The sequence below is a fragment of the Chryseobacterium contaminans genome, from assembly GCF_001684955.1.
GTDB classification, from domain to species: domain Bacteria; phylum Bacteroidota; class Bacteroidia; order Flavobacteriales; family Weeksellaceae; genus Chryseobacterium; species Chryseobacterium contaminans.
In genome coordinates, this window is sequence record NZ_MAYF01000290.1 from 1 (window position 1) to 20,111 (window position 20,111).

The window sequence follows — 20,111 nt, forward strand, 5'->3', positions numbered from 1 at the left end:
GAAATTGATTATCTGAACTGGGTAATATTAGTTAACCAGGCCGTAAAAACCAAGGCAGATTATATTGACAGCCTGGAAAGGTTAAATCAGATAGGAGCGGAACTTAATTTCTTAATTTCAAAATAACAGCGTCATGCAATTCAAAATAATATCACTATACAGTTTGGCTTTAGTATTCGCTTTATCATCATGTTCAGGCAAGAAAGAAGAGGAAAAAACAGTCTACGAAAACACAAAATTTGCAAAAGGTACAGAGAATACCGTTCATCTTACCAGCCAGCAGATTCAGTCTGTAGGCATTACTACAACTTCGCTTCAGGACCGGAATATGGAAAAACTGGTCCGCCTGAATGGAAAAGCAGAGATTGCACCATCTCATATCAGTTCTGTTTCAAGCATTATGGGTGGGCATATCAAATCCATTAATGTAATTAATGGAAGCCACTTCAATAAAGGTCAGGTATTGGCTGTGGTGGAAGATCCACAATTTATTCAGCTTCAGCAGGATTATCTGGTAACCAAAGCACAGCTTGAAGCCGCAAGACTGAACTTTAATCGTCAGAAAGACCTTAATACGAGCAAAGCAAGCAGTGATAAGACCTTACAAACAGCACAAGCAGACTATTCAACTTTAAATGCAACATTGAGAGGTCTTGAAGAAAAGTTACGCATTATCGGAATCAGTGCCAAAGGTTTAAATACCGGAAATATCAGAAGCAGAATTAATGTGTATGCACCATTCAGTGGCTTTGTAAGCAAGATTCTGGTGAATAATGGGCAATATATCAATCCGGCAGATACATTATTTGAATTGATTAATCCGGCTGGATTACTTTTAGAGTTAAAGGTCTTTGAAAACGATGTTAACGATATAAAAGTAGGGCAGGAAATCCTGGTATATAACAATCAGAAACCGGACGTGAAATCCAGCGCTAAAATCGTAAGCGTAGTTCCGAGCATTGAAACAGGTGGTTCTGCAACCGCTATTGCCAAACTATCATCTGTTAATTCAGAATTTGTTAAAGGAATGTATGTGAATGCTGAAGTGAATATCAGCAACCGATATACTCAGGGACTTCCGAACGATGCTGTGGTTTCTTTTGAAAATAAGAATTATGTTTTTGAAGATCTAGGAAAATCAAATTATAAGATGATTCCAGTAGTTACCGGAATTTCAGACGATCAGTTTACAGAAATTCTGAAAGCCGATTTCCTAAAAAATAAAAAGATAGTACAGAAAGGAGCTTACAGCCTTCTGATGATGCTGAAGAATAAGGCGGAATAATCGCTTCCTACCAATAAATTTGAAAAAGGTTTTGTTTACTAATGGTAAATGAAACCTTTTTATTTTGTGGGATATAACTCTCAAAGATTTTGCGGATTACGAAGATGTTTATTGTATTTATCGCAACGAATACTTTGCATTTATGTATAAAATTCCAACAAATTCAAATCCCAGAAATGACTTTTAGCATATTTTCAACATTAGAGATATTATTTAATGCATAATTAATTAAAAAAGCAATACTTTTAGGCAGTGAATTAGTTGAAAGAATTTTTAGTTGCATTAAATAAAGAACTTTTATTGAAATATAATGACAACTAAACCGTTACACAATTTCCATATTCCCGTGATGGGATTGGCTTATACCATAGACAGCCCAATCCGCGTTGCACAATATGGAATTTCTTCTGTGATTTCCATCATTGATGATGAAATTCTGGAAAAAATGAAAAACTTTTACAGCCAGAAGTTTAATCTTAATTATTCAGGAATCTCAACAAAAACAGAGGATTACAGAGCCAAAAGAATTACTGCTTATCTGAACATGGTAGATGATATCGTGAATGAAAAATTTGAATCTTTCAAACAGGAAATCAGTAAGAATAAAGAAGCTCTGAAAGACTTTGTGGCCATGCTGCCCAACACTTCGGACCTGAAAAACAGCCTTCAAAACCTTATTGCTCAAAAAGGTAACTGGAGCGACAGTATTAAAAACTTCATCGAAACCAATCTGTTACCGGGAAGTATAGATGTCAATATCATGACAAAAGTTGATAAAGACAACTATAAAAAGAATGAGCAGCTTCCTGTGATGTACAATGATGCACATGCCTCACTGCGTGGTTTTGCAAACAGCAAATTATCTTCTTCTATGGTTCTTTCAGCAGGGATGAATCCCCGTCTGTACAGCTATATGGAAGAATTTGAAGATTTTTACCCTGATGAAAACGGTTATCTGAAAAAGAAAATCATTCTTAAGGTGAGCGATTTCCGTTCCGCAATGATTCAGGGAAATTTTCTGGCTAAAAAAGGATTATGGGTATCAGAATACAGAGTAGAATCCGGGCTGAATTGTGGTGGACATGCCTTTGCCACAGAAGGAATTCTTTTGGGACCTATTATGGAGGAATTCAGGCAGAAAAAGAATGAACTGATACAATCTGCCCATACATTAATGAATAATGCTTTAGAACAAAAAGGAAAAGCCATTCTGTCTCAGCCTTTAGAAATGAAAATCACCGTACAGGGCGGAGTAGGCACCTCTGAAGAACATGAATTTTTATTGAATCACTATAATGTAGACAGTGTAGGATGGGGATCACCATTTTTATTGGTTCCTGAAGCCACTTCCGTAGATACTGAAACAAGAAATTTACTCTTACAGGCTAACGAAAAAGATTTTTATCTGAGTCGGATATCCCCTTTGGGAGTGCCTTTCAATACCATAAAAGGAACCTCTAACGAAATATTAAAGATTCAAAAGGAAGCCAAAGGAAGATATGGAAGTTCATGCCCAAAGAAACTATTAGCATTAAGCAAAGAATATGCTCCGGAAGGAACCTGTACAGCTTCCAGAAAATATCAGGACATTAAACTTACTGAACTTTATCATCAGAAAGGAATACTCTCTGTTGAAGAATTTAACAAGAAAAAGACTGAAATTACAGATAAAGCCTGCCTTTGCGTTGGATTGGTAAATTCTGCTTATATGGAACAGGGAATAGAAATCAAAGGAGAAAAACAAGGAGTTGTTATTTGTCCGGGCCCCAATATTGCATTTTTTGATAAGGAAGTTTCCCTTTCAGAGATGGTAAAACATATTTATGGCAATATCAACATTTTACCGCATAACAACCGTCCTAATATGTTCATTAATGAGCTGAAAATGTATGTGGATTATCTGAAGAAAGAAATAGCAGAATCCAGCCAACAGATTACCTATTCTCAAACGAAAAAATGGAATGCTTTCAGAAAAAATATGCTGGAAGGGATAGCATATTATCAACAGCTTTTTAATGCCTCATCATTCTTCAGGAAAGGATTACAAACTATTAATCATCAGCTACGGGAATATCAATTAATGCTTACTGCGATTGACATTCCTCAGGTTGAAAAGTAACAGTTACTCTTGCAGACTTTGCTGATTACACAAATTCTTTTATAATAGCCACTAATACACAATGATTTTTATTGATGTAGAAGTCTATGTAAAAATAAAATAACCTGTAAGGTATTTTCTTATTCTGTAGGAATCTGGACCGTTATATTCCAATAGCAAAGTTGAGATTCTTACAGAATGACAAACTGCAGGTTAAAATTCAATGAGATAACTCAAATCATCGTATAAAAGTATTTGTCGCATTTATCAGCAGTATTCAATTTTATCACAGATAAGATCCTAGCTTCTTTGCGCTTAACCCAACGAGCATACCATTACAACTTAATACAGGTTATTTTTTTAACACAATTAGAAAAAACCGAGGAATCATCGGCGTTTTCATTTATAATAACTATACATCGTATGGGTATTTTGAATAGTCGTACAGTACAATATTTCCTTACCTTAGATCTCAGTTAGTAAAATTATTTTTATGGAAAAAAGAAAAATTAAAAACACTGATCTGGAAGTGGCTCCTATCAATTTCGGAGGAAATGTTTTTGGATGGACACTGGATGAAAAACAATCATTTGATATCCTGGATCAGTTTACACAAGCCGGATTCAACTTTGTAGATACCGCAGATACCTATTCATGGTGGGTAAACGGAAAAGGCGGCCAGTCTGAAGAGATCATCGGAAAGTGGATGAAAAGCCGTAATAACCGTAAAGACATTGTTCTGGCAACCAAAGTAGGTTCTGAAACCAAAGAACATGGCTATGATATCAGTAAAAAACATATCCTGAAATCAGTAGATGAATCGCTTCAAAGACTTCAGACCGATCATATTGATCTTTATTATACCCATTTTGATGATCATACAACTCCGGTAGAAGAAACCCTTTCTGCTTATGACGAAATCATTAAAGCCGGAAAAGTGCGCTATATTGCAGCATCCAACCTTTCACCGGAGCGTTTAAAGGCATCCTTTGAAGCTTCTGAAAAGAATAATCTGCCCAAATATGTTGCTTTACAGCCTCATTATAATTTATTGGAAAGAGAAGGTTTTGAAAACAACTATGCTCCTCTGGCAGAACAGTTTGATCTGAGTGTATTTCCATACTGGTCATTGGCAGCAGGATTCTTAACCGGAAAATACCGTAATGAAGAAGACCTTGCAAAAAGTGCAAGAGGAGAAGGTGTAAGAAAATATTTAAACCCTAAAGGACTGGAAATTCTAAAAGCATTAGATCAGGTAAGTGAAAAACATCACAGCAATCAGGGAACAGTAGCTTTAGCCTGGTTATTATCAAATCCGCTGGTTACGGCTCCTATTGTAAGTGCAACAAGTTCTTCACAGCTTGAAACCCTTTTCAATGCTCCAAAACTTATTTTAGATCAGGAAGATATTGATTTGCTTAATAAAGTCAGTCACTAATTTCACCCCTCATTATTAGATAAAAAAATCCGTTCAATTTAATGTTGAACGGATTTATTTTTTAACCATAAAAGCACAGAAGCTATTTAGCCCTTAAGTTATTTTTAAGTTACCACTAACTATTCAAGCAGAACATTTAAGTCTATTGAAAATCTATGATCTTCAATTTTTCCTGAATATCACTATTGAAGAATTGATATTCTCCTCTCGGAGAGGTGGCAAAAACTCAAATAATTTTGACGGGGTAGTACTCAAATGATTCCTTTAATCCGAATACTCCTTCAACAGCTGTCTATAGCTCATCAGAATAGAAGACTTGGAAATAAACCCAATAAAATCATTTTTTTCATTTACCACCGGAAGATTCCAGACTCCTGTATCATCGAATGTCTGAAGGATATCCAATGGCTTGTTTTCCGGATGAAGTACTGCCGGCGGAGCCTTCATAATCTGGGCCACGGTTTGTGATGTATCAAATTCTTTATTAAAAAGATAAGGTCTTATATCATCAAGAGTCAAAACACCTTTTAATGCTCTGGAATCATCCACTACAGCAAAAATATTCTTGTTTCCGTTCTTTACCAGCTCGAAAAGATCTGCAACAGAAGCATTTTCCTGGATAGCCTGAGAATATTTATCGATGAAATCATCCGTTCTTAAAGCAAAAAGAAGATTTTTATCGTGTTTATTGGTGAATATTTTCCCTTCATCCGCAAGAGATTTTAGTTCCGGAGAGATCGGGGAGAACCATTTAGCAATAAGATAAGATATAATGGAAACAATCATCAGCGGGATAAACAGATCATAGCCGAAACTTGATTCTGCGATAAGAAATATAGCGGTAAGCGGGGCATACATTACGCCGCTCATAGCTCCGGCCATTCCCACCAAAACAAGATTTGTTACCGGAACATCCGTAAATCCTATATGCTGGCATACCAGTGCAAACAGATACCCTAAGGTTCCGCCTGCAAAAAGGGAAGGGGCAAAGTTTCCTCCGTTTCCGCCGCTGAATATGGTGAATGATGTAGCAAAAGCTTTTAATAAGAGGACAAGCACTAAAAATATGATAATTGTCCATTCCCCGATTTCAAAATATCTGAAAAAGCTGTTTTCAATAATGCTGTGCGTATTTCCGTTGGTGAAGGCTTTTACCGTATCATATCCCTCTCCGAATAAAGGCGGGAAAAGCACACAAAGTAAAGAAAGTACAGCTCCTCCAAACATTGCCTTACGCATTTTTGAAAGCTGAAGACCTTTTATAAAATGTTCTACTTTCTGCGAAATAATAACAAAATACCGGGCATATCCTCCGGTTACAATTCCCAGAATAAGATAATAGGGTACATTCTTATAATTGAAAGCATCTCTGGTATAAAACCTGAAAAGAACATCTTCCTGGAGTAATATTCTGGATAGAAGACTTCCACAAACTGCTGCCACTACCAATGGAATAAAATCTGTAAAAACCACTCCGGTCAGCAGAATTTCAAAAGCAAACATAATCCCGGCAATAGGGGCATTGAAAGCAGATGCAATTCCGGCAGTAGCTCCCGCTGCTAACAATAAAGTACGTTCTTTGTAATTAAGCCTGTAAGTCTGCGCATAATTTGATCCTATGGCTGCTCCCGTAACTGCAATAGGACTTTCCAGTCCGGCAGATCCTCCCAACCCAACAGTAACTGCACTCTGGATCACCTGGGAGTACATTTTAACCGAGGCTACAATACTTGAGTTCTGGGCAATTTCGTAGAGGATAGCACCAATTCCTTTTCGGTCCTGACCTTTAAATAAAGTCAAAACAATCATTGTAGTAAGAACAATTCCTAAAAAAGGAAAAACAATATAGAAAAGGATCTGGTATTCAAAATGGACTTTGTTGGTGATAAAATAATGAATGTTGTGCACCAGCGTTTTCAGAATTACTCCAGCTAATCCGGCAGTACATCCCACCAGGATTCCGGAAAGCACAAGAAACTGATTCCGGCTTAACCTGTTATTCAGCCAGTGCAGAATAAGCTCATAGCTGCGGGCCTTTTCCAGTCCGTATTTCTGGAAATCCCTTTTAAATTTTAGAAAGCTTAGGTACTTTTTTTTGTTGTGAATTTTCACCTGAGAAGAATTTTAATGCAGGTCTCAATTTGAAACAGCTCTGTAAATTTATGAAATATCTGATAAAAACTTCCCGAAAAAATCTTTTAAAAGTTTTGCAGAATTACGAAGAGAGATTCGTGTTGATGCCATCCTCATCCGTTTCACTTCATACAGCATTTAAAACTACAAAAAACAGCTACAATAGTAGCATGATTATCAATATTGTAGCTGGTATATTTTTTAAAATTAAGCGTTATTAACCCTTTTAGAAATTCCCGAAAACAGAAATTGTATAGCAAAAAATCCAAAAACTCCGGCAGCGGTCCAGATCAGAGGCCTAGGAGGAACAGAAAATAATGATTTTCCATCAATTCCCATACTTCCTTTTGAAGGTTCTAATACATTTCCTCCTGAACGTTCTTCTTTATTAGCTTTTTTCATTATCATCCGCATAGCTGCTGAAGAAAGGTATCTGATTAATCCCGGATATATTTCGTACAAACCTTTAAACACTACAGCAGACCAATCGGGATAAGATGCTTCCTTAGGATTCTTTGCTGTTTTTACAATAGAAGCGGCTAACTTTCTGGGATCAAATGATGGCGGAGGTGTACTTAGCTTTATGCCTGAATAATTGGCGGCATGTTCAATTCCTGAAGATTTCTGAAATCCCGGATATAATGCACAGATATGAATATCCGGAAAATCCGATACTTCGCCCTGCAGGGTTTCTGTCATTCCCCGGATGCCATATTTTGAAGCGGTATAGGCTGTTCCGTAAGGTGCCGGCATCCATCCGCCAATTGAAATATTATTGAGCAATACTCCTTTTTTCTGGCGTTTAAAAACCGGTAATACAGCATGTGCCGAATGCATATATCCCAAAAGATTGGTTTTAATGATCTGATTGGTAACATCCACCGGAATCTCTTCAAATTTTCCAAAAGCGAGAACCCCTGCGTTATTCACCCAGTAATCAATTTTACCACTAAACTGAAGCGCCTCATTCACAAGATGGGCAACATCTTCTGCTACAGAAACATCAGTAGGAACAGCAAGAACAGCTACTCCCAGTCTTCTGCATATTTCAGCAGTTTCTTTCAAAGCATGTTCATTACGGGCAGCAAGAACAAGGTCTGCGCCCTGCTCAGCAAAAGCTTCTGCAGTAGCCTTTCCAATTCCGCTGGAAGCTCCTGTAATAACAACTGTTTCTCCAAAAAACGGAGATTTTCTACGATTTTTCATCTCAATGGATTTAAGGGTGAGTTTATCTTTTTTATTTAGTTCAGGAAGTTCCGTTCCCTGTATTCTTTTTAGGATAAAGAATCAGCCTGATGGAAGGATTATTGGTAATAAATAAACGGAACCAGTCAAAAGCAAGCTGGATTTTATTCTTAAAGCCAATCAAAGGAATAATATGAATAAAAAGCCAGGTAAGCCATGCAATAAACCCGTTAAAAGAATGTTTAGGAAGGTCTACTACAGCATTGTATTTCGATATAATAGCCATGCTCCCTTTGTCATGATACTGAAAAGGTTCCAGTACTTTCTCATCTTCAATCCGCTTAAAGTTGGCCGCAAGATTTTTCCCCTGCTGAATGGCCACCTGGGCAAGTTGGGGATGGCCGTTAGGATATTTTTTCTCAGAAAGCATCAGACAGAGATCTCCCAATGCATATATGTTTTCGGTTCCTTCTACCTTATTATAGGCATCTACCAGGATTCTTCTTCCTTTTCCTATACTTTTTTCGGGTAATCCCTGAACTTCACGGCCTATTACACCGGAAGTCCAGATCAGCGTTTCTGTTTCAATAGCTCTGCCATCACTTAAAATAACTTTACAATCCACATAGTCTTTTACAGATACATTCAGAATGATCTTAACACCTAATTCTGTGAGCGTTTCGTAAGCTGTTTTCTTTGCCATATCGCTCATAGGAGAAAGCAGGGAAGGAAGGGCATCCACAAGATACAGATGGGAAAGCCCCAATTTAATTTCCGGATATTCCTTTTTAGCGATATATTTTCCCATTTCTGCCAGCATTCCGGCCAATTCAACTCCTGTAGGGCCACCACCTGCTATAACAATATTCTGAAGCTTTTCGGCCTGTTTCATATCTTTATTACGGGCTGCTTCCTCAAAGGTTAACAAAATGTGGTTTCTAAGGTAAAGTGCTTCTTCTATATTTTTCATGGGAAGAGCATGTTTCCGTACATTTTCCATCCCGAAGAAATTGGATTCAGTCCCTAAAGCCAATACCAGATAATCGTAACTAAGAATTCCTGTATCGGTTTCTATGGTTTTATCTTCAGTATTGATCTTTACCAGGCTTCCCATATGAAAATTAACATGTTTATTATTGGAAAACAGTTTCCGGAAAGGATAGCTGATGTTGGAAGCTTCAATGAAAGAAGTAGCTACCTGATAAATTAATGGCGGAAAAAAGTGATAATTATTCTTATCTACCAGGGTAATTCTGAAACGGCTGTCGTTCCTGAGGGATTTGATAAGGTTAATACCCGCAAATCCTCCTCCTACGATTAGAATGTGCTTTTTCATATGAAGTGATATTGAAATGATGCAGTATAAATCATTCAATTACAAGACCAAAGGGGAACAATTATAAATATTTAACATAATATTAAAGCCTCTTATCTTACTCCTTCTGAGCCTTGTCAATCTATCTGAAAAAGCATACAGCACTATTACATTCTTTTCTTTTTTAAGTCTGCATGATGTTTGCAGCGTATATCAAACACCATAAAATTTATCGATATGAAAACGCAGCTTTTAACACACAAACACAGATTAGGAATAGGAGGGGTTGCCATAGGAACTGCTTTTGAAAACATTACAGATGAAGAAGCTCATCACATTCTTCAAACAGCCTGGAATTCCGGAATAAGATATTATGACACGTCTCCATGGTATGGACTTACCAAAAGTGAAAGAAGGTTCGGTGATTTTCTTAAAGATAAAGATCACAGCGAATTTATATTTTCAACAAAGGCAGGAAGGCTCTTTCATCAGGTAGCAGCAGCTGAAGTACCGCCAACGATGTGGAAAAACCCTCTGAACTATGATTTTGAACACAATTACACAGCAGATGCTGTAAAAAGGTCTATCGAGGAGAGTCTGCAAAGAACCGGACTGGATCATATTGATATTGTTTACATCCACGATCTTTCTGAGGATCAGGTAGGTGATCGCTATCCTTATTTTCTGAAACAGGCTAGGGAAGGAGCTTTTAAAGTGCTTTCTGAACTCCGAAATGAAGGTATCATCAAAGCCTGGGGAATGGGTGTCAACAAAATTGAACCCATCCTGGACTGCATTGAATCTGCAGACCCTGACATCTGCCTTTCTGCCACCCAATACTCTATATTGGAACATGAAGATGCTGTAGACAGGCTTCTCCCGGCTGTTAGAAAAGCAGGTGTGCAATTGGTTTCAGGAGCCGGATATAATTCAGGATATGTTACAGGAAGGGAACGCTATAATTATAAGGATGTCATTCCGAAAGGGATGGAACAAAAAAGGGCAAGAATGATGGCTATTGCAGAGAAATACAACATCAATATTGTAGATGCCGCGCTTCATTTTGTACTGGCTGCTGAGGAATTTGTATCTATCATTCCCGGAGCGAGTAAACCGGAACAGGTGCAGAATAATGTGCAGGCGCTTCATGCCCAGATTCCCATTGGTTTTTGGCAGGAGCTAAAGGCAGAAGGTTTGATCTATGAGAAAGCAGAGGTCCCTCAGTGAAAGTATAAATCAAATTTATTTTAAATTCAAAATTTCTTCAAAATTTAATGATAGATTTATGGCATGAAAATTCTAATTGTTGAAGACGAAGCAGAGCTTGCCAAAAGTATTTCCGAATATTTATCTGAGGAAAATTATCTCTGTGAAAATGCATCAACCTTCAGTGAAGCCATGAATAAAATAGAGCAATTTGACTATGACTGTATTTTATTGGATATCATGCTTCCCGATGGAAATGGCCTCAGAATTCTTGAAGAATTAAAAAAACAGAATAAACAGGATGGGGTTATTATCATTTCTGCGAAAAATGCTTTGGATGATAAAATTGAAGGTCTTAAATTGGGCGCAGATGATTATCTTACCAAACCTTTTCACCTTTCTGAACTGATGGCTAGGGTATATTCCATTATCCGCAGAAAGAAGTTCAGCAGTTCCAATGTGGTAAAACAGAACGAGCTTCAGATCGATCTTCTGGCGAAAACAGTTGCTGTAAATAACGAATCAATTTCCCTCACCAAAAAGGAGTTTGACCTACTGATTTACTTTATTGGAAACAAAAATAAAGTCATTTCTAAAAGTACCCTTGCTGAGCATCTTTCCGGAGATTTTGCCGACATGCTAGACAATCATGATTTTGTATATGCTCATGTAAAAAACCTTAAAAAGAAACTGTATGATGCGGGTTGTAAACACTATCTTAAAACAGTCTATGGAACAGGGTATAAGTGGGAATCTTAGAGTAGGAATGCGAGATGAGTGGTTCGTATTACGAGTTACGAGATCTTAGATTTTGAAAACAGCAAAAGCTACAGAAGGTTTTCATCACTTAAACATAAAATAATCAAATAAATACTAAATTGCAAAGAAGTAAGTATCCTACTATTTCAAAGTACACCAACTTTAAACCTTGAACATAAAACCTTAAACTCAATCTATCAATTTGAAGCCTCTTTTAAGCAAAACCACCAAGCCTTTTATCATCTACGTACTTATTGTTCTTGCAGTAAGTATTCCCGTCTATTATTTTGTAGTGGATACTATCTGGCAAAGCGAATTGGATGAGCATAATCAGATTGTTGTGGAGAAGACGGCTTATGAATTCAATCAGTTAAAACTTTCCGGTACAGAACTTGAAAAAAGTCTTGAACTTTGGAATCATATCCAGCCTGAAACCAGTATTGAAAAAATTTCAGTAGAGCGGATAAAAGGTGATAAAATGTATACCACTGAAAAACATCTCCCGTTTATCTCTGAACAGAAGAAAGAACGTTACAGATGCCTTGAAAAAGTAATCTACATTGAAAATCAACCTTATCTCTTTACGATACAAACCAATATTGAAGAATCTCACGAAACCATCGCTGTTATTGCTATGATTACGGCATTTTTCTTTATTATGATTGTTGTTGGGCTTTTATATTTAAACAGAAAACTTTCCAAATCAATCTGGAAACCATTCAGGGATACTTTAGATCAATTGAAAACTTTCAGTTTGAACAATCAGAACAAAATTGATTTTCCCTCTTCTGATACTACTGAGTTTGAGGAACTCAATCAATCACTCAGTAAGCTGATAGAGCGTAATATCTCTGCTTATAAAACCCAAAAGGAGTTTACGGAGAATGCTTCCCATGAATTGCAGACTCCATTAGCCATCATCAAAAATAAACTGGATCTTTTATTACAGGATCCGGATCTAACGGAAAAGCAGTACCGAATTGCCGAAGAGATCAATAAAGCACTCACCAGAAGCTCCCGAATCAATAAAAACCTATTGCTGCTTGCCAAAATAGATAACCATCAGTTTGATAATTCTGAAACCATTTTGTTCGATCAGATGCTTACTCAAAGTATTGATATGCTTGAAGAACATTTTGAACAGAAAAATATTTCAGTTGAGAAAAAAATAATGCCTGATATTAAGGTACATGGCAACAGCAGCCTTACAGAGATTATGATTAATAATCTTATCATCAATGCAATCCGTCATACATCAGCAGAGGGTTTTATTTCCATACAATTATCTAATTCTGTTTTTGAAATTTCCAATTCCGGAACCCGGGCATTGGATCAAAAATTATTATTTAAAAGATTTTCAAAACTCTCCGCAGACAGCAATGGAAGTGGACTCGGTTTATCTATCATCCGGGAAATCTGCAAATTTCATCACTGGACAATCAGTTACCGATTTGAAAATGAGCACCATATCTTTTCAGTAAGATTATAGTTTTTTACCATTCTGAATCTAAAAATTCAAAATTAATTCTAAATCAGATAGCACCTTTGTACTGAAAATATGATGTACTGAAGTGTAAATTTTATTTAGAAATGATTTTAAAAATTGCCCTTTTATTCGCAGGAACCATCCTTGCATTCTGGATCAGCGCCATTTGTGGAGGCGGTGCAAGCCTTATTTTGATTCTTACCTCACTGATTTCTTTGATAGCTATAAAGACAATGTGCTTACAACGTTTAAAACTTAATAATTTAAAGTTGGAAAACGTCAAAGTGCAAAGTCATTTTGACTCATGCTATATTTTTTTAAGGCGCAAGGATCTTATCTTCGGTAAAATTGGATGATATTTTTCTCTCGCAGATCATGCTGATTACGCAGATTTCATGGTCACAAATTCACTCATAAAATTATTCGTTCATTCGTGTGTCTAGATACTGAAATAGTATCAATTACCCTTCAAATAGTTTAACTCTATAAAAAATAAACAAATGAGAACAGCAAACAAAGTAGCAGCCGTCACGATACTTTTCTGGCTCATGAAAATTGTAGCAACCACATTGGGAGAAACTCTTGGTGATTTTATTTCCATGACCCTCAATTTGGGGTACACCAAAGGAATTCTGATTACCTTATTTTTTTTCATTCTTATATTATCCATACAGCTTGGTGTTAAAAAATATATCCCGGCTGTTTATTGGCTGGTCATTATTGGAACAACAACCCTTGGAACAGAGATTTCTGATTTTATAGACAGAACTTTGAAGGCAGGATACCTGGTTGGCAGCCTTATTCTTCTTGCAGGACTTTTAACTTCTTTATTTCTATGGTACAAAAAATACGGTAATCTTGAGGTGTATCCAATCATGGAACGAAATAAAGAATTCTATTATTGGACAGCCATTTTGTTTTCCAACAGTTTAGGAACAGCCTTTGGGGATTTTCTGAGCGATAATCTGGGATTAGGATATTTGACCGGTGCTTGTATTACCGGACTTATTATTCTGATTGTTATTCTGCTTCATTATTTCACAAAAATCAATCACGTTGTCCTTTTCTGGATTGCATTTGTATTTACCAGACCGTTTGGAGCTACGTTCGGAGATCTTTTAACCAAGCCTCTTGCAAAGGGTGGCCTTGATCTGGGAACAATCAATGCTTCTCTCGTTTCTCTGGTCTTAATGGTCCTCATGGTCATTATTTCACAGAAAAAACATACTAGGGAGCTTTCCTGACCATTTTAGCTCGAAAAAATTAAAAAAAAGATAGTAAAGATTATATTATGAATAAAACGAGACTTTTACTTTTTCCGACGTTTGCCATTTCTTCCATGATAACGGCACAAACTACTTCGGTTACTGCTTCCGGAAAGGTAACCAATACTGATAAAGCAGCATTACCTTATGCCAGTATCATTTTAAAAAAGGAAAAAGACACAGCATTTGTTGGCGGAACTATTACCAATGAAGAAGGAAGATTTTCCATTACAGGAATCAAGCCGGACCATTACCTTATGGAAACGTCTATTTCAGGGTACAACAAACAAGTTCTTCCTGTATTCATAGGAAGTCTTTCTGAGTTTTTGGAAATTCCTATTATTGAACTGGAAAGAAAAAAAGAACAGGAGACAAAGATTGAAGAAGTAGTTTTATCCGGAACTAAAAAGAGTGAAATTAATGACCAGCTCGATAAAAAAACCTATTCTGTAGCAGACAATATGAACCAAAGTGGTGGATCGGTATTACAAAGTATGCAGAACCTTCCCGGAATAACCGTACAGGATGGTAAGGTACAGCTCAGGGGAAATGATAAAGTAACTGTTCTGATTGATGGAAAGCAAACGGCACTTACAGGATTTGGCAGCCAGACTGGGCTGGACAATATTCCATCTTCTGCAATTGATAAAATTGAGATCATCAACAATCCTTCATCTAAATATGATGCTAATGGAAATGCCGGAATCATCAATATTATCATGAAAAAGAATAAGCAGAACGGCTGGAATGGTAAAATAGGATTCACAACAGGGTTGGGATCTCTTTGGGTAAGAAGGGAGAATCTTCCCACCATTCGTCCACAGTATACACTCACTCCAAAAATAAATCCGTCATTATCTCTTAACTATAGAAAGAATAAAGTCAATCTGTTTTTACAGGCGGACAATTTATATACTGAAACGCTTAATAAGAATGAATTTGTAACCCGTACTTATGATGACGGAACCATTATCAATTCACAGCTTAAAAGAAACAGAAACACCAATTTCTTCACTACAAAAGCCGGAATGGACTGGAATATTGATGCCCAGAATACTTTAACTATTTCAGGAATGTATGGAAGCGAGAAAATTATTGACCGTGGTGACCAGCCTTTCTTTAATGGCGACTTATCTCAACGCCTGCGTTTATGGCAGTTCCTTGAGGATGAACTGAAAACCACAATAATGGGAACAGCTTCCTATCAGCATAAGTTCAAGGAAGCAGGACACTTATTAAATGTAGGATTCAACTACACATTTCATAGAGAGGACGAAAAATATTTCTATGACAATTACCTGCCTTCTTCTACAGGAACGGATGCTTTTAAGTTATTGTCTGATGAACAGGTCTACGATTTCAATGTTGATTATATAAAACCTCTCAAATACGGAAGATTGGAAACCGGGATCAAGCTGAGAAGCAGAAGTATCCCCACCAATATGAATTTTATTCCGGGAGCGAATTCAGTATTGGATGTCTCTGCTGGAGGAAAGGCTGATTACAAGGAATTCATTCCGGCTGTTTATGGAAACTATGTTCTTGAAAATGAAAAATGGGAAGCAGAACTGGGATTAAGGTTGGAGTATGTAAGAATTGAATATGATGTAAATCCTAATCATCCTACTTATAAAAGTGATGGTTATAATTATACACAGCCATTTCCTAATTTCAGATTAGCCTATAAACTTAATGACAAAAACAAGTTCTCTATCTTTTATAACAGAAGGGTAGACCGTCCTAATGAAGTAGACATCAGAATTTTCCCTAAATATGATGATGCAGAAATCATCAAGGTAGGAAACCCTGCATTAAGGCCTCAGTTTACCAACTCTATTGAGCTTGGATATAAATATAACTGGAATAATGGCTATCTGTATTCTGCATTATATCATCGTTTTGCGAATGGAACCATTACAAGGATCTCCAGTATTGTTCCGGGGAGCAATCTTATTTACGCCATATTCCAGAATGCAGGAAGAAGTTATAATACAGGACTTGAAGCGATATGGAACCAAAAAATTTCGGATGTATATTCTTTTAATGTGAATGGAAACCTGTATCGAAATCAAATTGATGCATTTTCCGTACAAAATCTTTACCCTACACCCAATGTATTTTCTGCAGATCAGCAAACTGCTGTTTCAGGAAACATTAAATGGAATAATATTTTTCATTTCGCCAAAGGATTGAGCGCACAGCTTACGGCTGTCTACCTGGCTCCGGATATTATTCCTCAGGGAAGAATACAATCCAGATTCTCAATGGATATTGGATTGAAAAAAGCAATTCAGAAAGGAAAGGGAGAATTGTTCTTAAATGCCACAGATCTTCTTAATACGATGGTCACTAAGAAAAATATCCAGGGAATGGGATTCTCTTATACAAGCAACGATTATTACGAAACGCAGGTGGTAAGACTCGGATACAGCTATAAATTTTAATCAACCATAAATCATGATAAAAAGAGAGTTTCAGAAATCATTGATCTGTTTGTTAGTCTTCATGTCATTTTTGAATAATATAAAGGCCCAGAATAGTGTTGATAGTGTTACTGTTCAGGAAGCTGTATCAGACAGTATTTCCAACATACAGCCAACTAAGCTTAATTATAAGAGCCTCATTATTCCGGCGGCATTCATTTCTTATGGGGTAATAGGACTCTCTTCAAGCAAGCTCAAACAGTTGAATTTTTCTACCAGAACAGAGATCAACGAGCATCAGCCTGCACAGATGAATCTGGATAATTTTACCCAATACGCCCCAGCCGTAATGGTATACGGACTGAATGCCATTGGAATAAAAGGAAAGCATAATTTGAGAGACCGTACCATTATTTATGCCTCTTCGCAACTGATTTCTGCCGCCTTTACAATGCCTTTAAAATATCTTGTCAAAGAGGAGAGGCCCGATCAGTCGAATACACTTTCTTTTCCATCCGGACATTCTGCTACGGCTTTTTCCTCCGCCCAATTTATGTTCAGGGAATATAAGGATACTAATTTCTGGCTCAGCCTTTCAGGATATCCGTTTGCTATTTTTACAGGGGTATACCGAATGCTGAATGACAAACATTGGCTGGGAGACGTAGTGGCAGGAGCAGGTTTTGGTATTCTTTCCACAGAATTGGCCTACTGGCTTTTTCCAAAAATCGATCTTATGCTTCGTGGAAAGAATAAAACTAAAAACCTGTTGAGTTCTACAATGATGATGCCTTTTTATCAGAATAAAACATTGGGAATAGGACTGATAAAAAACTTTTGAATATAATTATTAAATGCCACAACAACAGTAGAATCTGGGTACACAAAAAATAACCAAAAAGTTCATTAAAGAATAATTCTATATCAGATCTAAGAAAATAAAACCGTACTTTTTGTGCGGTTTTTCTGTAATATATGGATATGCTTTATTAAAAATCTTCAGACTACTTTTGCCTTTCGGATAACCTTTGCCAACAGGGCAGGAAAGAACCTTTTCAGATAGACTCCCAATACTTCTTTGCCGCCAATCGCTTTTTGGTTCTTCTTTTTTTCGATGGCATTCAGCATTTTTTTAGCAAAAATATCTACAGGCATTCCTTTGTTGGTAGCATCATCCATTGTTCCCTGCGATGAGCCGTCTCCGGTTACTGCATGAATGGAAATATTGGTTTGTATAAATCCCGGACAGATAATGGTTATCGAAATATTTTGAGTATATAATTCTGCACGCAGGGCATCAAAGAAACCATGAAGGGCATGCTTTGCCGCCGCATAGCCACTACGCATCGGCGCCCCGAATATTCCCATAAGACTTGATACTACTGCAATCTGACCGCCTTTATTCCGGATCATATAAGGAACAACAGCTTTCGTTAGAGCCACAGTTCCGATAAAATCAACATCCATTAAACGTTTATCCACTTCTATGTCTGTTTCCATAGCCAAAGAACGTTGAGATAATCCTGCGTTATTAATCAGAATATCTATTTTTCCAAACACTGCTACTGCTTTGGCTGCTATTTCCGGCATTTCTTTATAGTTCTTCAAATCTAAAGGAATCACAACATACTGATTGACTGTAAGTCCGGCACTTTCTGCTACTTCATAAAGCTGTTCTTCGTTTCTGGAGGAAAGAATCAATTTTGCATTACTTATTTTCACCAATTCTTTCACCAAAGCTTCTCCAATTCCTGAGGATGCTCCCGTAATCCAGACTACTTTATCATTATAATAATTGCCCATTCTGAAAAGATTATTAATTTAAATGATCTTTTTTTAATCCTGCAATATATTTTCCGGCTTTCATTCCTGAGAAAATGCATCCGCCGAGAAACGTTCCTTCTAATGCTCTGTAACCATGCATTCCGCCACCACCAAAACCTGCAGCTTCTCCCGCAGCATAAAGTCCTTCAATAATGCTGTCATCTTCTTTTAAAACCTGCCCATTCAGATTTGTTTTTATCCCACCCAAAGTTTTCCGGGTTAAAATATTCAGCCTTACAGCAATTAAAGGCCCGTTTTCAGGAGAAAGAATTTTGTGAGGAACAGCAACCCTTCCCAATTTATCTCCTAAATAACTTCTGGTACTTCTGATATAGTTCACCTGGGTATCTTTTGAAAATTTATTATCCAGCTCTCTGTCTCTGGCTTCGATCTGGGATTTAATCTTGTCGTAATTCAAAAGATTGTTACCTGCGAGCAGATTCATTTTTTCTACCAGATCTTTCAGGTTATCGGATACAATGAAGTCTTTGCCATGTTCTTTGAAAGCTTCTACAGGACCAGGTGCTTTTTTACCAAAAATCCGTTTAAGAAAAAGAACATAATCTTTATTTGTAATATCAGGATTCTGTTCTGAGCCTGAGAGCGCAAATTCTTTTTTGATAATCTTTTGTGTCAAAATAAACCAGGAATAAGAATATCCCGTATCCTGAATGTATTTCAATGTTCCCAGCGTATCAAATCCAGGGAGGAAAGGAGCGGGTAGACGATTTCCTTTGGCATCAAACCATAATGAAGAAGGTCCCGGCAATATCCTGATCCCATGATTGGGCCAGATGGGGTTCCAGTTTTGTAAACCTTCCGTATAATGCCACATTCTGTCGCGATTGATGATATTAGCTCCTGCATTTTCAGCAATACCAATCATTTTACCGTCTACATAGGCAGGAACTCCACAAACCATATTTTCCGGAGGGGTTCCCAATCTTTCGGGCCAATTTTTTCTTACCAGCTCATGATTAGCACCAATTCCTCCTGAAGCAATGATAATATGAGGTGCCGCATATTCAAATTGTGAGATAATATTTCTGTTGGTTGCAACCCCTCTTTGCTGGTTGTCATTTTCCAGAATATCACCTTTCACGCCTTTTACTTTTCCGTTTTCTACAATTAGTTCTGTAACTCTATGGCGAAACTTCATTTGAAGTAATCCTTTTTCTTTGGCCTGATAGGCTTTTTCTACGAATGGCTTTACCACACCCGTTCCGGTTCCCCAGCTTACATGAAAACGTGGAACAGAATTTCCGTGTCCATTGGCAGATCCGTCACCACGTTCTGCCCAGCCTACCATAAACATCAGCTTTATTCCCAGCTTAGAAATATACTCATATTTTTCACCTGCTGCGAATTTCAGATAAGCTTCTGCCCATTTGCGGGGCCAGTAATCTTCTTCACGGTCAAAACCTGCTGTACCTTTCCAGTCCTGTAGAGCCAGTTCATAAGAATCTTTAATTCCCACTCTTCGCTGTTGGGGAGAATTAATAAGAAAAAGTCCGCCAAAAGACCAGAAAGCCTGTCCGCCAATATTCTGCTCGGTTTCCTGATCCAGTAACAGCACTTTTTTCCCGGCATTGGTGATTTCCATGGCAGCAGTAAGCCCTGCTAATCCGGTTCCTATGATAATGGCATCAGGTTGGAATGTTTCTTCCATGATAAAGGTCTTTTTTAATTCACAA

Annotated in this window: 14 protein-coding genes; 9 read left to right on the top strand and 5 right to left on the bottom strand. The window is 37.3% G+C overall.

Annotated elements, in window-relative coordinates; genetic code table 11:
• The first annotated feature begins 133 nt into the window (after positions 1 to 133).
• The 3 genes from BBH99_RS13635 (at position 134) to BBH99_RS13645 (ending at position 4,821) form a co-directional block, all read left to right on the top strand.
• Positions 134 to 1,285: an efflux RND transporter periplasmic adaptor subunit gene (locus BBH99_RS13635; protein ID WP_066696652.1), complete on the top strand. Its 1,152-nt coding sequence runs from the start codon at positions 134 to 136 to the stop codon at positions 1,283 to 1,285.
• A 310-nt stretch (positions 1,286 to 1,595) separates the two neighbouring features.
• On the top strand, positions 1,596 to 3,404 hold the full coding sequence (locus BBH99_RS13640) for a hypothetical protein (RefSeq protein ID WP_066696654.1): 1,809 nt from the start codon (positions 1,596 to 1,598) through the stop codon (positions 3,402 to 3,404).
• A gap of 472 nt (positions 3,405 to 3,876) precedes the next feature.
• A complete protein-coding gene (locus BBH99_RS13645) occupies positions 3,877 to 4,821 on the top strand; it encodes an aldo/keto reductase (RefSeq protein ID WP_066696656.1) in 945 nt (314 codons plus the stop codon).
• A 264-nt stretch (positions 4,822 to 5,085) separates the two neighbouring features.
• On the opposite strand, the gene BBH99_RS13650 is transcribed toward BBH99_RS13645, so the two are convergent.
• The 3 genes from BBH99_RS13650 to BBH99_RS13665 form a co-directional block, all read right to left on the bottom strand.
• Entirely contained in the window at positions 5,086 to 6,933 is a 1,848-nt protein-coding gene (locus BBH99_RS13650; protein WP_066696657.1) for a chloride channel protein, read from the bottom strand.
• Between the two features lie 228 nt (positions 6,934 to 7,161).
• Positions 7,162 to 8,160, bottom strand: a complete 999-nt coding sequence (locus BBH99_RS13660) for an SDR family oxidoreductase (protein WP_066696667.1) — start codon at positions 8,158 to 8,160, stop codon at positions 7,162 to 7,164.
• Between the two features lie 40 nt (positions 8,161 to 8,200).
• Positions 8,201 to 9,475: an NAD(P)/FAD-dependent oxidoreductase gene (locus BBH99_RS13665; protein WP_066696670.1), complete on the bottom strand. Its 1,275-nt coding sequence runs from the start codon at positions 9,473 to 9,475 to the stop codon at positions 8,201 to 8,203.
• Between the two features lie 216 nt (positions 9,476 to 9,691).
• Here BBH99_RS13665 and BBH99_RS13670 point away from each other — a divergent pair, with 216 nt between their 5' ends.
• The 6 genes from BBH99_RS13670 (at position 9,692) to BBH99_RS13700 (ending at position 17,434) form a co-directional block, all read left to right on the top strand.
• Positions 9,692 to 10,681 carry an aldo/keto reductase gene (locus tag BBH99_RS13670; RefSeq protein ID WP_066696673.1) on the top strand — a complete coding sequence of 330 codons (990 nt, stop codon included), beginning with the start codon at positions 9,692 to 9,694 and terminating at the stop codon, positions 10,679 to 10,681.
• A 63-nt stretch (positions 10,682 to 10,744) separates the two neighbouring features.
• Entirely contained in the window at positions 10,745 to 11,419 is a 675-nt protein-coding gene (locus tag BBH99_RS13675) for a response regulator transcription factor (RefSeq protein ID WP_066696676.1), read from the top strand.
• A 202-nt stretch (positions 11,420 to 11,621) separates the two neighbouring features.
• Positions 11,622 to 12,908, top strand: coding sequence for a sensor histidine kinase (locus BBH99_RS13680; RefSeq protein WP_066696678.1), 1,287 nt, complete (start codon positions 11,622 to 11,624; stop codon positions 12,906 to 12,908).
• Between the two features lie 497 nt (positions 12,909 to 13,405).
• Complete coding sequence (locus BBH99_RS13690) at positions 13,406 to 14,149, top strand: COG4705 family protein (protein ID WP_066696683.1); 744 nt, start codon at positions 13,406 to 13,408, stop codon at positions 14,147 to 14,149.
• Positions 14,150 to 14,196: 47 nt separating this feature from the next.
• The gene (locus BBH99_RS13695; protein WP_066696685.1) at positions 14,197 to 16,614 is read left to right on the top strand and encodes a TonB-dependent receptor domain-containing protein; all 2,418 of its coding nucleotides are present in this window, start codon (positions 14,197 to 14,199) and stop codon (positions 16,612 to 16,614) included.
• 13 nt (positions 16,615 to 16,627) lie between these two features.
• A complete protein-coding gene (locus tag BBH99_RS13700; protein ID WP_066696687.1) occupies positions 16,628 to 17,434 on the top strand; it encodes a phosphatase PAP2 family protein in 807 nt (268 codons plus the stop codon).
• Positions 17,435 to 17,592: 158 nt separating this feature from the next.
• Here the strand turns inward: BBH99_RS13700 and BBH99_RS13705 are convergent, their stop codons facing one another.
• Positions 17,593 to 18,396: an SDR family oxidoreductase gene (locus BBH99_RS13705; RefSeq protein WP_066696689.1), complete on the bottom strand. Its 804-nt coding sequence runs from the start codon at positions 18,394 to 18,396 to the stop codon at positions 17,593 to 17,595.
• 13 nt (positions 18,397 to 18,409) lie between these two features.
• Positions 18,410 to 20,086, bottom strand: coding sequence for an FAD-binding dehydrogenase (locus BBH99_RS13710; protein WP_066696692.1), 1,677 nt, complete (start codon positions 20,084 to 20,086; stop codon positions 18,410 to 18,412).
• Positions 20,087 to 20,111: the final 25 nt, after the last annotated feature.

Coding starts and splice junctions, on each gene's coding strand:
- BBH99_RS13635 (WP_066696652.1), top strand. CDS start 134: ATGCAATTCAAAATAATATCACTATACAGTTTGGCTTTAGTATTCGCT.
- BBH99_RS13640 (WP_066696654.1), top strand. CDS start 1,596: ATGACAACTAAACCGTTACACAATTTCCATATTCCCGTGATGGGATTG.
- BBH99_RS13645 (WP_066696656.1), top strand. CDS start 3,877: ATGGAAAAAAGAAAAATTAAAAACACTGATCTGGAAGTGGCTCCTATC.
- BBH99_RS13660 (WP_066696667.1), bottom strand. CDS start 8,160: ATGAAAAATCGTAGAAAATCTCCGTTTTTTGGAGAAACAGTTGTTATT.
- BBH99_RS13665 (WP_066696670.1), bottom strand. CDS start 9,475: ATGAAAAAGCACATTCTAATCGTAGGAGGAGGATTTGCGGGTATTAAC.
- BBH99_RS13670 (WP_066696673.1), top strand. CDS start 9,692: ATGAAAACGCAGCTTTTAACACACAAACACAGATTAGGAATAGGAGGG.
- BBH99_RS13675 (WP_066696676.1), top strand. CDS start 10,745: ATGAAAATTCTAATTGTTGAAGACGAAGCAGAGCTTGCCAAAAGTATT.
- BBH99_RS13690 (WP_066696683.1), top strand. CDS start 13,406: ATGAGAACAGCAAACAAAGTAGCAGCCGTCACGATACTTTTCTGGCTC.
- BBH99_RS13695 (WP_066696685.1), top strand. CDS start 14,197: ATGAATAAAACGAGACTTTTACTTTTTCCGACGTTTGCCATTTCTTCC.
- BBH99_RS13700 (WP_066696687.1), top strand. CDS start 16,628: ATGATAAAAAGAGAGTTTCAGAAATCATTGATCTGTTTGTTAGTCTTC.
- BBH99_RS13705 (WP_066696689.1), bottom strand. CDS start 18,396: ATGGGCAATTATTATAATGATAAAGTAGTCTGGATTACGGGAGCATCC.
- BBH99_RS13710 (WP_066696692.1), bottom strand. CDS start 20,086: ATGGAAGAAACATTCCAACCTGATGCCATTATCATAGGAACCGGATTA.